Origin of the sequence: Caulobacter sp. CCH9-E1 (assembly GCF_001556515.1) — a bacterium.
Classification (GTDB): Bacteria; Pseudomonadota; Alphaproteobacteria; order Caulobacterales; family Caulobacteraceae; genus Caulobacter.
The window spans coordinates 1-11959 of the sequence record NZ_LSJA01000164.1 but is presented as its reverse complement, the minus strand read 5'-3'; the positions used below and the strand labels follow the sequence as shown (position 1 = coordinate 11959).

14 protein-coding genes and 1 pseudogene are annotated in these 11959 nt (G+C 68.6%); 6 read left to right on the top strand and 9 right to left on the bottom strand.

The genetic code is table 11. The annotated features are described in order from the left end of the window. Positions 1 to 93: 93 nt before the first annotated feature. The 3 genes from AX690_RS10365 to AX690_RS10355 are packed head-to-tail and all read right to left on the bottom strand — an operon-like array spanning position 94 to position 3140. Positions 94 to 549, bottom strand: coding sequence for a hypothetical protein (locus tag AX690_RS10365; protein WP_066682843.1), 456 nt, complete (start codon positions 547 to 549; stop codon positions 94 to 96). Between the two features lie 33 nt (positions 550 to 582). Further along, positions 583 to 1467 carry a kinase gene (locus AX690_RS10360; protein WP_066682842.1) on the bottom strand — a complete coding sequence of 295 codons (885 nt, stop codon included), beginning with the start codon at positions 1465 to 1467 and terminating at the stop codon, positions 583 to 585. After that, the gene (locus tag AX690_RS10355; RefSeq protein WP_066682841.1) at positions 1467 to 3140 is read right to left on the bottom strand and encodes a sensor histidine kinase; all 1674 of its coding nucleotides are present in this window, start codon (positions 3138 to 3140) and stop codon (positions 1467 to 1469) included. The genes AX690_RS10360 and AX690_RS10355 overlap by 1 nt, the downstream gene beginning before the upstream one ends. Positions 3141 to 3309: 169 nt before the next feature. On the opposite strand from AX690_RS10355, the gene pgsA reads away from it, so the two are divergent. Next, the gene (gene pgsA / locus AX690_RS10350) at positions 3310 to 3927 is read left to right on the top strand and encodes a CDP-diacylglycerol--glycerol-3-phosphate 3-phosphatidyltransferase (protein WP_066682840.1); all 618 of its coding nucleotides are present in this window, start codon (positions 3310 to 3312) and stop codon (positions 3925 to 3927) included. A gap of 46 nt (positions 3928 to 3973) precedes the next feature. On the opposite strand, the gene AX690_RS10345 is transcribed toward pgsA, so the two are convergent. Then, positions 3974 to 4153, bottom strand: a complete 180-nt coding sequence (locus tag AX690_RS10345) for a hypothetical protein (RefSeq protein WP_066682839.1) — start codon at positions 4151 to 4153, stop codon at positions 3974 to 3976. A gap of 280 nt (positions 4154 to 4433) precedes the next feature. Here AX690_RS10345 and AX690_RS10340 point away from each other — a divergent pair, with 280 nt between their 5' ends. Further along, a complete protein-coding gene (locus tag AX690_RS10340; protein WP_066682838.1) occupies positions 4434 to 4643 on the top strand; it encodes a cold-shock protein in 210 nt (69 codons plus the stop codon). 78 nt (positions 4644 to 4721) lie between these two features. Here AX690_RS10340 and AX690_RS10335 read toward each other — a convergent pair whose 3' ends face one another. From AX690_RS10335 to AX690_RS22855, 3 genes are read right to left on the bottom strand one after another with little or no spacing between them, the layout of a single operon-like run. Beyond that, positions 4722 to 4928, bottom strand: coding sequence for a hypothetical protein (locus AX690_RS10335; protein WP_066682837.1), 207 nt, complete (start codon positions 4926 to 4928; stop codon positions 4722 to 4724). Further along, the gene (locus AX690_RS10330; RefSeq protein ID WP_066682836.1) at positions 4929 to 5267 is read right to left on the bottom strand and encodes a hypothetical protein; all 339 of its coding nucleotides are present in this window, start codon (positions 5265 to 5267) and stop codon (positions 4929 to 4931) included. 21 nt (positions 5268 to 5288) lie between these two features. Next, entirely contained in the window at positions 5289 to 5567 is a 279-nt protein-coding gene (locus AX690_RS22855; protein ID WP_156449627.1) for a hypothetical protein, read from the bottom strand. A 213-nt stretch (positions 5568 to 5780) separates the two neighbouring features. On the opposite strand from AX690_RS22855, the gene AX690_RS10325 reads away from it, so the two are divergent. Beyond that, positions 5781 to 6563 carry a transglutaminase family protein gene (locus tag AX690_RS10325; protein ID WP_066682835.1) on the top strand — a complete coding sequence of 261 codons (783 nt, stop codon included), beginning with the start codon at positions 5781 to 5783 and terminating at the stop codon, positions 6561 to 6563. A gap of 1 nt (position 6564) precedes the next feature. Further along, complete coding sequence (locus AX690_RS10320) at positions 6565 to 6822, top strand: hypothetical protein (protein ID WP_066682834.1); 258 nt, start codon at positions 6565 to 6567, stop codon at positions 6820 to 6822. 38 nt (positions 6823 to 6860) lie between these two features. Here the strand turns inward: AX690_RS10320 and AX690_RS23280 are convergent, their stop codons facing one another. Next, a complete protein-coding gene (locus AX690_RS23280; RefSeq protein WP_197426836.1) occupies positions 6861 to 7028 on the bottom strand; it encodes a hypothetical protein in 168 nt (55 codons plus the stop codon). A 119-nt stretch (positions 7029 to 7147) separates the two neighbouring features. On the opposite strand from AX690_RS23280, the gene AX690_RS10310 reads away from it, so the two are divergent. Together AX690_RS10310 and carB are read left to right on the top strand one after the other, a co-directional pair. After that, entirely contained in the window at positions 7148 to 8320 is a 1173-nt protein-coding gene (locus AX690_RS10310; protein ID WP_066730361.1) for a patatin-like phospholipase family protein, read from the top strand. A gap of 180 nt (positions 8321 to 8500) precedes the next feature. Continuing rightward, positions 8501 to 11794, top strand: a complete 3294-nt coding sequence (gene carB, locus AX690_RS10305) for a carbamoyl-phosphate synthase large subunit (RefSeq protein ID WP_066682831.1) — start codon at positions 8501 to 8503, stop codon at positions 11792 to 11794. A gap of 2 nt (positions 11795 to 11796) precedes the next feature. Here carB and AX690_RS24225 read toward each other — a convergent pair. Next, positions 11797 to 11959: pseudogene (locus tag AX690_RS24225) on the bottom strand (hypothetical protein); the annotation flags it as partial.

Here is an 11959-nt window from a genome sequence, read left to right as displayed (position 1 = left end):
GCCTTCGGCCTCCTCCCCCTCTGGGGGGAGGATTTTCCAATCCGTCCGCTCAGGGTCGAAAGCCCGTCTTGGCCCCAGGCCCGTTATCGGACGTTATTCGTCGCCGGCCGCCGCCGCCATGGGCGGATGCTCCAGCGGCTTCAAATCCGGCGCGACCCAGCCCCGCCGGGCCTCGACCGAGAACAGGCGCTCGCGCGACCAGTAGGTCAGCGGCCAGGCCTTGTCGCCCATCGGCGTGGCCAGAAGCCCGGCGACCGCGTCGCTGTCGCGGGTCCCCGCCGGCAGGGCGGCGACGAAGGCGCGGATGGCGGCCAGATAGGCCTGGGTGATGGTCTCGTGGTAGCCGCTGGTGTCGTCGTTCACCCCGCCGACGGAGATGTTGTAGCTCTGGATGATCCCCGGCAGGTCGCGCTCCAGCCCCGCGTCGCGGATGCGGACGAGGCGCAGGGTGGCGGCCAGGTGCGCGGCGTGGGTCCAGCGTTCCTTGGGCAAGTCGCGGCCCACCAGGCCCTCGGCGAGGGCGGCGATGTCTTCGTCGGTATAGGTCATGAAACGCTGTTAGCCGATGGCGGGCGGCGAAGGCTAGAGCGGGCGCGACGGCCGACGGTCTCCATCCAGCGGAATGACCACGTCGGCGGCGCCCGGCAGATCCTCCGCGATCCACCGCGTCAGGCGTTCGTAGTGGGCGACGAAGCGGTCGAGGGCGGCCTCGTCCATGGCGAGCGCGGGATCGCGACCCTCGGCGGCGAGGCGGGCGCGCAGGCGGGCCTCCTGCTGGCCTCGCCAGGCGCGGACGACGGCGAAGGCGGGGGCGGTCAGCAGCACCAGCCGGTCGAGGCGCGCGAACAGCGTCGCATAGGGGGCCGCCAGCGCTGCGTTGGCGAAGCCGCGCCAGACGCCGTTCGGGTCCTCGTCGCGCTCCAGGGCGTTGACCGGCGCGGCCAGCCGCGCCGCGGGCTGCGGCCGCGCCCCGACGCACCAGCCTTCCAGCAGCACGACATCGACCGGACCCTCGACGCGCGGCCAAGAGGTCTCGGGCGCGCGATCGTCGGCGGCCTTGTCAAAGCGGGGCAGGGCGGTGGTCTCCGGCCGCCCCAGCGCCTGCAGCACCGCCAGACCCAGCGCCGGATCGTGCGTGCCGGGAACGCCGCGTGTCGCCAGCAGCGGATGAACCTCGCGGGCCAGCCGGGCGCGCTCGGCCTTGGTCCGGTAGAGGTCGTCGATCGACAGCGTCGCGACCTTCAGGCCTCGCGCCGCCAGCAGTCGCGCGACCAGCGCCGCCAGGGTCGACTTGCCCGAGCCCTGCGGTCCGCAGATCCCGACCACCAGCGGCGCGCGGCCTCCGCCAGCCCAGCCGGCGATCCGCGCCGCCAGCGGCCGGTGCAGGCGATCGGCCAGGTCCGCGAAATCCGCCGGCAAGCCCTCGTCGCGGACGAAGGCCGCGATGATCGCCGCCTCGGATTCCATCAGTAGGGATTGGCCCAGCGCACCGTCTCGGGCAGGGGCAGGCTGGCCTCGAACACCAGGCCGTCGGCGCGGAAGTCGAAGCGGGCGTGGCCCTTCTGCTCGCGGCGGATCGAGCTCTCGATCAGCCGGGTGCCAAAGCCTCGGGTCTTGGGCGGCGTGACCGGCGGGCCGCCGACGTCGCGCCAGGTGAAGCCCAGGTTGCCGGTCACCGGATCGAGCCGCCAGGAGACCTCGACCTCGCCGCCCGGAACCGACAGCGCCCCGTACTTGGCGCTGTTGGTGGCCAGTTCGTGGAAGACCATCGACAGGCCGACGGCCGTGTGGGGAGCCAGGGCGACGGCGGGCCCTTCCCGACGCACCCGGCCGGCGTGCGCGCCCAGGGCCTTCTGCACCAACTGGTCCATGTCCGCCTCGCGCCAGCCGGTCTTGGTCAGCAGGTCGTGGGCGCCGGACAGGGCGATCAGCCGTTCGGTGAAGACGTCCACCGGCGCGCCGTCGGTCTTCAGGAAGGTCTGTCGGGCCAGGGCCTGGACGGTGGCCAGGGTGTTCTTCACGCGGTGGTTCAGCTCGTTGATCATCACCACCTGCCGCTCTTCGCGGGCCTTCAGCTCGCGGGAGGCTTCGCGCAGGGCCGAGTGGACGGCGGCGATTTCCTCCAGGCTGTCGGCGTCCGACGGCGGCAGGGTCTGACCGCGCCCGATCGCGGCGGCGTCGCTGACCAGGCGTCGCATCTCGCCATTGATCCGGCGGGCATAGAGCAGCGACAGCGTGATCCCCAGGACCAGCAGCGCCAGGAACACGGCGCCGGCCAGAACGACCGAGCGGTTGACCGTGCTGACCAGGTCGTCGCGCGGGATCGCCACCACCAGCGTCCAGCCAGTCTGGGGCGAGCGGGTGTAGGCCACCATGGTCGGCACGCCTTCCAGGGAAAGGCTCTTGTTCACGCCCTCGGTCGAATGGCGCAGGTTCTCCTCCATGTCCTTGGAGGCCAGGGCGCCGGTGAACTTCTCATTCAGCCGCGAGCGGGCGATGACCCGGCGATTGTTGTCCAGCAGGGTGGCGACCCAGCGGTCCGGCACCCGCTGTTGGCGGAACACCGAGGTGAACGAGGCCGACTCCACGACGTACGACAGGACGTACGGCTCCCCCTTGACCAGGATCGGGGTGGAGACCGTGATCACCGGCTTGCCGGCCACGATCCCGACGCGCAGGTCCGAAATCTTGCTGCGGCCGGCCAGCAGGGCGCTGCTCAGGTCGCCGGTGCGCGGCGTGCGCGGCAGGCGCGCGCCGTAGGGCTTCAGCGTGTTGAGGATCTGCTGGCCATCGTCGAGGTCGGACACCACGATCCAGCCGGGTCGGCGCTGGACGACCCGCTGCGCACGGCGGTGGAAATCGGCCCAGTCGCCGTTGATCAGGGCCTGATCGCTGGCCAGGGTCTCGACCACGGCGACGCCGACGGCGGCCTGGCGATCGACGGCGCCCGACAGCGCCCGGGCGGTGGTGACCAGCTGCTGATAGAGCTGCCCGCGCGACTCGCGATCCGCGCCCGCCAGCAGCAACACCATGGAAACGATGGCCGGGATCAGCAGGCTGATCGTCAGGAGCACCAGCCGCCCGCGCATCGTGCTGACGCGTCGGCGGCCGCCCAAATCCCCCCCATCCTGATCCGTCATTCGTCGGCGCGCCCGCCTCGGCGAGGGCTCAGCTTCGCCCTCACGACTTGTATATCGAAGCGAGTCGCGGACGGCGTCTTAAAAATCGCCGTTTTTCGGGGGAAGGTCTCGCGCGACGACGCGCAGCGGAACCGTATCGCCGTCACGGGTTTGTCGGTATGAGAAGCGCATGAAGTCCCTGCCCAACATCCTCACCAGCTCGCGCCTCGTGATGGCGCTGTTCATGTTCGTGGCCCTGGCGGCGGCGGCCGGCGCCGTGCCGTGGGTCAGCGACCAGCTGACGGCCGACGCGCAGCTGCGCCTGGAGCGCTGGGCGTTCTACGCCTTCGTGATCGCGGCTGTGACCGACTTCTTCGACGGCTGGCTGGCGCGCAAGCTGGACGCGGTCAGCGTCTGGGGCGCGATCCTCGACCCGATCGGCGACAAGATCCTGGTCTGCGGCGCCCTGCTGGGCCTGATGGCCCTGGGCCCCAACCCGCTGGTCGTGCTGCCGGCGGGCCTGATCCTGTTCCGCGAGTTCACCGTCAGCGCCCTGCGCGAGGTCGGCGCCGGCAAGGGCGTCAAGCTGCCCGTCACCCTGCTGGCCAAGTGGAAGACGACCCTGCAGCTGGTCTCGATCGGCGCCGAGATGGTGCTGGCCTCGTGGGGCGCGTTCGGCCTGCCGCAAGAGCCGTCCGTGGTCGGCGGCTTTACCCTGGCGGCCCATGGCCTGCTGTGGCTGGCGACCCTGGTCACCTTGATCACCGGCGCCCAGTATTGGGAAGCGGCGCGCAAGGCGCTGGCCTAGGGGGCGAAGCTTTTCCTTCCTCCCCCTCTGGGGGGGAAGCATTTCCCTACCGCCCCGATCGTCCCGCCGACCTGCGGCGAGAGGCCTCGCGCTCCAGGGGCGTGATCACCTCGGCGACGGCGCGGCGCTGCTCGGGCGTTCCGGTCACGTCCAGGCGGCGGGCGTTGGCGAGCAAGGCTTTCAGTTCGGCGTCGCGGAGCGTGGGGATCTTTTCGAGAAGGGTCATGGAAGGCTCCTGTTTCGACGTCAAAAAACGGCTGTGTCGATATGAAAACGCGTGAGGCGCAGCTTGGGTCCGCGCGACCCGCCAAGTCGTCTGAAAATATTTTCCTTGTTATTTCCTGGAAGTGCTCCAGAATAACGTTATCGAATTCGCTGCCGCTCGGCCTGCTATTCCTTGCTCCGCGAGCCGGAGCGCCGGACGCGCCTTCCGAACTTCCAACGAAATTTGATCGTCGACCGAGACGTTTTCGGTCGGCGAACACATGCCTACAAGGATACTCACCATGGCTACTGGAACCGTGAAGTGGTTCAATTCCGCCAAGGGTTTTGGCTTCATTCAGCCGGACAACGGCGGCCAGGACATCTTCGTCCACATCTCGGCCGTTGAACGCGCCGGCATGAACGGCCTGAACGAAGGCCAAAAGCTGTCCTACGAGCCGGAAGTCGACCGCCGCAGCGGCAAGACCTCGGCTGGTCAGCTGCAGTCGGCCTAAACCCCGACGCTCTTCACGGCCCCTCGGGTCCGTAACGGAACAGGCCGGCGCGTGCGCCGGCCTGTTTTCGTTTGAGGCTCAGATCGCGAAGCCGTGTTCGCCGGAGATCCTGATCTGGCAGGCTTGGCCCTGTTGCAGATGCTCGCGGGCCCGCTTGGTCGCCGAGGCCTTGGCGATGTCCTTTTCGAGGGACGCGCCGAAGAAGACGCCGTCTTCCTCCGCCGCCCACAGGCCTTCGTTCCTGCGGACCGTGATGACGATGCGGTTGACGCTGGGCTTGTTCATCTAGGTTTCCTGGGGGTTGCGCGGCGCGCGACAAGCGTCGGGCGTGAGCCTCGACAAGGTCGCGTCCCGGTCGCTTGTCGAGCCGTCGGGCTGCTCTTTCAGATAGGCGAGCCCCTCGTGCGTGGGCAGCCAGCCGCCGCGGCCGTGTCGCGCCAGGCCAAGCTTGGCGAGCTGTTGGGCGTCGCGAATGTTCACCGCCTCGAGCTGGCCGTTCCGCGTCCGCCGCTCCAGCTGACGGAGCGTGCGGCGCTCGTCGTCGGAAAGGGCCGGCGGGTCGAGGTCTTGCTCGGGAGAAGGAACCGCCCTGGGCCCGAAGGCGGCGTCCGCGTCGTCGGTCATGTTTAAGTCCTTCTGGACAGCTCAGATCGTCGCCGCGGCGTGTTCGGGCGCCATGCGGCCCGCGCGCAGCCGCGCGATCATCCAGAGGCGCAGGGCGCGACCCTGATCTCCTTGCGGGTATCGGTCGGTGCGCGCGGCGAAGGCGGTCGACGGCGTTGCGGGCGGCGGCGAGCGCTCGCCGCGATCGTTCATGAGCCGCTCAAAAAGGCCCTGGAGGCGGCTGGACAGATTGGCGGGCTGCGTCTTGTAATTCGATCGGATTGGCACTGTAATTTCTTTCAATGAAATCGCCAAATACAACGGAAACCCGTCTGGTAATTCTGCCGAAGGTGGATTTCTTGGAGATTTCAGACGAGTATTTTTGGCTGATTTCTTAGAATATCATGCGCCTATTTTGTCCTGGATGATAGATATATCCGGGTTATCTTCCTTTTTCGCCTTTGAACCGGGAGGCGCGTCGAGGGTTGATGTGGGCCTCCCTCGCGTGGGCGGCGTTCACGCCAAGGACCGGCCATGCTCTTCGAGGTGGAAGCTTCGCTGACCTACGACTTCGCCGGGCCATGCGAGGTCCTGCTGCTCGTGGAAGCCGCCCATTCGCCGGGGCAGGCGGTCCTCTCCGACGCGCTCACCTTCTGGCCGCCGGTCGAGGCGACGCGGATCGACGATCCGGTGACGGGAGAGCGGCGGACGGTCTTCACCGCCGCCGGCCGGGTCAACGCGCTGTATCGCGCCACCGTCAAGCTGACGCCCGCGAACCAGGACCTGGCCGGCGAGCCGGAGATGGCGCTCCGCGACCTGCCCAGCGAGGTTCTCGCCTATCTTCGCGCCAGCCGCTACAGCCCCTCGGATCGCCTGCTGCGCTTCGTGGAGCGCGAGTTCGGGACGCTGAAGGGCGGGCGCAAGGTGGCCGCGATCCTCGCCTGGATCGCCGAGCACGTGGACTACGAGGCCGGCGTCAGCCACTCGGGGACGACGGCGATCGACACCTTCATCGACCGGGCGGGGGTGTGCCGCGACTTCAGCCACCTTGTGATCGCCTTGTGCCGAGCGGCCAATCTGCCCGCCCGCGCGGTCAGCGCCTATGCCTGGCGCCTGGAGCCGCCGGACCTGCACGCGGTCGCCGAGGTCTATCTCGGCGGACGGTGGTGGCTGATCGACGCGACGGGACGGGCGCCGGTCGATGGCCTGGTCCGGGTGGCCACGGGCCGCGACGCCGCTGACATCGCCTTCATGACCATCATGGGCGGCGCGACCCTGGTCGAGCAGCACTTCAAGATCGACAAGGTCGGCGACTGACATGGCCCCGCGACGGACCCCGCCCAGGCCCGACCTGCCCGCCGGCCTGGGTCCGTTCGCTTACGCCTTTCGGCCGAGCCCCGCCGGCGAGCACGGAACGATCCTCATTCGCGCCTCCCAGGGCGCGCCGGCGCCGGCCTGCGGCGACATGCTGCTTCTGGCCACCGACGATTGCCACGACGCGGACTTCGAGGTGACCGAGGTCATGCGCAAGGCTTCCGGCTGGTGGGCGGGCTGCGAGCGCAGGCGCCGGACCTAGTCTATGCGGCGTCGTGGTCGCCGTCGCCGTCGGCGCGGCTACTCCGCCGCCAGCCGTCGGGCGGGTTCATCGTCCCGCTCGACCACCTCCAGATCCGTCGGTCCGTGCAGCAGCCAAGAGAGGTCCGGATCCGGCTCGACGCGCTTGGCCCTTTCCGCGCGCATCATCCAAGCCAGTACGCTCGCGCCCGTCGTTCTGTAGACCATGATCGACTCCCTGTCGCTGATATTGAGAATGACTCGCAAATATGGACGATGGCAAGGCGACAATTCCCCTAAGGGGCCGGGGCGGCTAATCATCGGGCGTTCCTTCGGAGACGCTTTCGATGCGCGGCTTTCGCGTCCTCGCCGCCCTGATGGCCACGCTGGCGCTTTCGGCCTGCGGGACGGTGTCGCGCGACGCCTTCACCGCCCAGGATCTCGGCGCCGTGGCGCCGCAGGGCCTGGCCGACGTGCGGTTCAGCGCCGCCGATCCCGCCGCGGGCCTGAAGTTCGCCCAGGAGGTCCACAGTCACACCGCCGGCCGCAAGGTCAATGTGCTGGCGATCTCGGGCGGCGGCTCGAACGGCGCCTATGGGGCGGGGGTGCTGGTCGGCTGGACGGCGGCGGGCGACCGGCCCGACTTCGACATCGTCACCGGCGTCTCGACCGGCGCCCTGACCGCGCCGTTCGCCTTCCTCGGCAAGGACTGGGACCGCCGCCTGACCGAGGCCTACACCAGCAAGGCCGCCGACCGGATCCTGCAGAAGCGGGGCCTGGATCTGTTCTTCGCGCCCAGCATCTTCCGCAATCACGCCCTGCGCGATCTGGTCGCCAAGTATGTGGATCCGCCGCTGCTCTATGCGATCGCCATCGAGCACGCCAAGGGCCGGCGACTGATGATCGCCACCACCAATCTGGACACCGAGCAGACCATCATCTGGGACATGGGGGCGATCGCTTCGCGCGGCGACGCGGCCGCCCTGCAGCTGTTCCGCCAGGTGCTGGTCGCCTCGGCCAGCATCCCAGGCGTCTTTCCGCCCAGCCTGATCGAGGTCGAGGGCCCCAACCGCAAGTTCTCGGAAATGCATGTCGACGGCAGCGTCACCACGCCGTTCTTTGTCGCGCCCGAGACCTTGCTGCTGTCGGTCCTGCCAGGGCAGGCCAGCACGGGGCCCGGCGAGGTCTCGGTGATCGTCAACGGCCAGATCGACGGTGGCTTCGGCTTCACCAAGGGCGACGCCCTGTCGATCCTGGGCCGGTCGTGGATCGCCATGAACAAGGCCCAGCTGCGCACGCACCTGACCGCCAACGCCGCCTTCACCCGGCGCAACGGCGGGGTGTTCCGCTACACCGCCATTCCCGACGACGCCCAGGGCGACTTTTCGGGGCTGGACTTCGCGGCCGAGGGGCGGCGAGCCCTGTTCAAGCTGGGCTATGACCTGGGCCAGTCCGGCGCGGCCTGGGTCGCGCCGACGGATCCCTCGGCGGAGGCGAAGACCGCCGACCCGGCCTCGTGATCGGCTTCGCCGAGAGGCGTCCGCGCTCCTGAACATCGTTCAGCCAAGCTGGCGTTAACCCTTTGCAAAGATGCGGGGTTGCGCCGAACCGACTCCGTCTCTACACGGGCGCCTTAACCTGCAAGATGGTCGACAGCGGGCGCGCGGATGTGCGCGACCGTGTCTTTGCGCGAGTTAGCCATGCCCAAGAGAACAGACATTTCCTCGATCCTGATCATCGGCGCGGGGCCGATCGTCATCGGTCAGGCTTGCGAGTTCGACTATTCGGGCGTCCAGGCCTGCAAGGCGCTGCGCGCCGAGGGCTACCGGATCATCCTGGTCAACTCGAACCCCGCCACGATCATGACCGATCCGGACGTGGCGGACGCGACCTATATCGAGCCGATCACGCCGGAGATGGTCGCCAAGATCATCGAGAAGGAGCGCCCCGACGCCCTGCTGCCGACCATGGGCGGCCAGACGGCTCTGAACACGGCGCTGGCCCTGGAAGAGCAGGGCGTGCTGAAGAAGTTCGGCGTCGAGATGATCGGCGCCAAGGCCGAGGTCATCGACAAGGCCGAGGACCGCCAGAAGTTCCGCGACGCCATGGACAAGCTGGGCCTGGAGAGCCCACGTTCGCGCGCCTGCCACACCCTGGACGAGGCCATGGAAGGCCTGGAGTTCGTCGGCCTGCCGGCGATCATCCGCCCGTCCTTCACCCTGGCCGGCACCGGCGGCGGCATCGCCTACAATGTCGAGGAGTTCAAAGAGATCGTCGAGCGCGGCCTCGACCTCTCGCCGACCACCGAGGTGCTGGTCGAGGAGAGCGTCCTGGGCTGGAAGGAGTACGAGATGGAGGTCGTCCGCGACAAGGCGGACAACTGCATCATCGTCTGCTCGATCGAGAACATCGATCCGATGGGCGTGCACACCGGCGACTCGATCACCGTCGCCCCGGCCCTGACCCTGACGGACAAGGAATATCAGTGGATGCGCGCGGCCTCGATCGCCGTGCTGCGCGAGATCGGCGTGGAGACCGGCGGCTCGAACGTCCAGTTCGCCGTGAACCCGAAGGACGGCCGCATGGTCGTCATCGAGATGAACCCGCGCGTGTCGCGTTCGTCCGCCCTGGCCTCGAAGGCCACCGGCTTCCCGATCGCCAAGGTCGCCGCGCGCCTGGCCGTCGGCTACACCCTGGACGAGCTGAAGAACGACATCACCGGCGGCGCGACCCCGGCCTCGTTCGAGCCCAGCATCGACTATGTCGTCACCAAGATCCCGCGCTTCGCCTTCGAGAAGTATCCAGGCTCGGAGCCCCTGCTGACCACGGCCATGAAGTCGGTCGGCGAGGTCATGGCCATCGGCCGCACCTTCAAGGAAAGCGTCCAGAAGGCCCTGCGCGGCCTGGAGACCGGCCTGGCCGGCTTCGACGAGGTCGAGATCCACGGCGCCGATGATCCCGACACCGGCAAGGCCGCCGTCGTCCGCGCCCTCGGTACGCCGACCCCCGACCGCCTGCGCGTGATCGCCCAGGCCTTCCGCCACGGCCTGACCGTGGAAGAGGTCAACGCCGCCTGCAGCTACGAGCCCTGGTTCCTGCGCCAGATCGCCGAGATCGTCCGCCAGGAAGGCTGGGTGAAGGCCGGCGGCCTGCCGACCGACGCGGCCGCCTTCCGCGCCCTGAAGGCGCAAGGCTTCTCGGACAAGCGCCTGGCCCAGCTGACCGGCAAGACCGAGAACGAGGTCCGCGCTCTGCGTCAGGCGCTGTCCGTCCGCCCGGTCTTCAAGCGCATCGACAGCTGCGCCGGCGAGTTCCTGGCCTCGACGCCCTACATGTACTCGACCTACGAGACCGGCGCCCTGGGCCAGATCCCCGAGTGCGAGAGCGATCCGTCCGACCGCAAGAAGGCCGTGATCCTGGGTGGTGGTCCCAACCGGATCGGCCAGGGCATCGAGTTCGACTACTGCTGCTGCCACGCGGCCTTCGCGCTGGACCAGATCGGCGTGGAGTCGATCATGGTCAACTGCAACCCCGAGACCGTCTCGACCGACTACGACACTTCCGACCGCCTGTATTTCGAGCCGCTGACGGCCGAGGACGTGCTGGAGCTGCTGCACGTCGAGAAGTCCAAGGGGACCCTGGCCGGCGTCATCGTCCAGTTCGGCGGTCAGACCCCGCTGAAACTGGCCCACGCCCTGGAAGAGGCCGGGATCCCGATCCTGGCCACCAGCCCCGACGCCATCGACCTGGCCGAGGACCGCGAGCGCTTCCAGCAGCTGCTGAACGGCCTGAAGATCGCCCAGCCGGAAAACGCCATCGCCCGCAGCTGGGACGAAGCCCGGGCGGAAGGCGAGAAGATCGGCTTCCCGTTCGTGATGCGTCCGTCCTACGTGCTGGGCGGCCGGGGCATGGAGATCATCCGTGACCACGAGGCGATGGAGCGCTACATCGCCGGCGCCGGCGAGATCTCGTTCGAGCACCCGATCCTGCTGGACCACTATCTGAGCCGCGCCACCGAGGTCGACGTCGACGCCCTGTGCGACGGCAAGGACGTGTTCGTGGCCGGCGTGCTGGAGCACATCGAGGAAGCCGGCGTCCACTCGGGCGACTCGGCGTGTTCGATGCCGCCCTTCTCGCTGAAGGCCGAGACGGTCGAGGAGCTGAAGCGCCAGACGGTGCAGATGGCCCTGGCCCTCAACGTCCGCGGCCTGATGAACGTGCAGTTCGCGATCGAGGAGCCGCACGGCGACAACCCGCGCATCTACGTGCTGGAAGTGAACCCGCGCGCCTCGCGCACCGTGCCGTTCGTGGCCAAGACCATCGGCCAGCCGGTGGCCGCCATCGCCGCCAAGATCATGGCCGGCGCGAGCCTGGAGAGCTTCGGCCTGAAGGACACGCCCTATGACCACATCGCGGTCAAGGAAGCGGTCTTCCCGTTCGCCCGCTTCGCTGGCGTCGACACGGTGCTGGGCCCGGAAATGCGCTCGACCGGCGAGGTCATGGGCCTGGACTGGAAGCGCGACGGCGAGACCGACATGGGCCCGGCCTTCGCCCGCGCCTTCGCCAAGAGCCAGTTGGGCGGCGGCGTGAAGCTGCCGCGCGAGGGCGCGGCCTTCGTCTCGGTCAAGGAAAGCGACAAGCCCTGGATCGTCGAGCCGGTGAAGCTCTTGCTGGCCGCCGGCTTCAAGGTGCTGTCGACCGAGGGCACCCAGGCCTATCTGGCCGAGCAGGGCGTCCAGGTCGAGCACGTCAAGAAGGTGCTGGAAGGCCGTCCGCACATCGTCGACGTGATGAAGAACGGCGGCGTGCAGCTGGTGTTCAACACCACCGAGGGCAAGCAGGCTCTGGAAGACAGCTTCGAGATCCGCCGCACCGCCCTGATGATGAAGGTGCCGTACTACACGACCTCGGCCGGCGCCCTGGCGGCCGCCCAAGCCATCGCCGGCGCCCCGGCGGAGGCCTTGGACGTGCGTCCGCTGCAGAGCTACGCCTGAACTTAGTGTCCCTCTCCCCTTGCGGGAGAGGGTGGCCCGAAGGGCCGGGTGAGGGGTTGAAGACAAGAGCCGCCGCGACAGCCTGACCGCTGTCGCGGCGGTTTTCGTTAGCGCGACCCCTCATCCGTCGCTTTCAGCGACACCTTCTCCCGCAAGGGGAGAAGG

Coding starts and splice junctions, on each gene's coding strand:
- AX690_RS10345 (WP_066682839.1), bottom strand. CDS start 4,153: ATGACCCTTCTCGAAAAGATCCCCACGCTCCGCGACGCCGAACTGAAA.
- AX690_RS10325 (WP_066682835.1), top strand. CDS start 5,781: ATGCTCTTCGAGGTGGAAGCTTCGCTGACCTACGACTTCGCCGGGCCA.
- AX690_RS10310 (WP_066730361.1), top strand. CDS start 7,148: ATGCGCGGCTTTCGCGTCCTCGCCGCCCTGATGGCCACGCTGGCGCTT.
- AX690_RS10365 (WP_066682843.1), bottom strand. CDS start 549: ATGACCTATACCGACGAAGACATCGCCGCCCTCGCCGAGGGCCTGGTG.
- carB (WP_066682831.1), top strand. CDS start 8,501: ATGCCCAAGAGAACAGACATTTCCTCGATCCTGATCATCGGCGCGGGG.
- AX690_RS23280 (WP_197426836.1), bottom strand. CDS start 7,028: ATGGTCTACAGAACGACGGGCGCGAGCGTACTGGCTTGGATGATGCGC.
- AX690_RS10330 (WP_066682836.1), bottom strand. CDS start 5,267: ATGACCGACGACGCGGACGCCGCCTTCGGGCCCAGGGCGGTTCCTTCT.
- pgsA (WP_066682840.1), top strand. CDS start 3,310: ATGAAGTCCCTGCCCAACATCCTCACCAGCTCGCGCCTCGTGATGGCG.
- AX690_RS10320 (WP_066682834.1), top strand. CDS start 6,565: ATGGCCCCGCGACGGACCCCGCCCAGGCCCGACCTGCCCGCCGGCCTG.
- AX690_RS10360 (WP_066682842.1), bottom strand. CDS start 1,467: ATGGAATCCGAGGCGGCGATCATCGCGGCCTTCGTCCGCGACGAGGGC.
- AX690_RS10355 (WP_066682841.1), bottom strand. CDS start 3,140: ATGACGGATCAGGATGGGGGGGATTTGGGCGGCCGCCGACGCGTCAGC.
- AX690_RS10340 (WP_066682838.1), top strand. CDS start 4,434: ATGGCTACTGGAACCGTGAAGTGGTTCAATTCCGCCAAGGGTTTTGGC.
- AX690_RS10335 (WP_066682837.1), bottom strand. CDS start 4,928: ATGAACAAGCCCAGCGTCAACCGCATCGTCATCACGGTCCGCAGGAAC.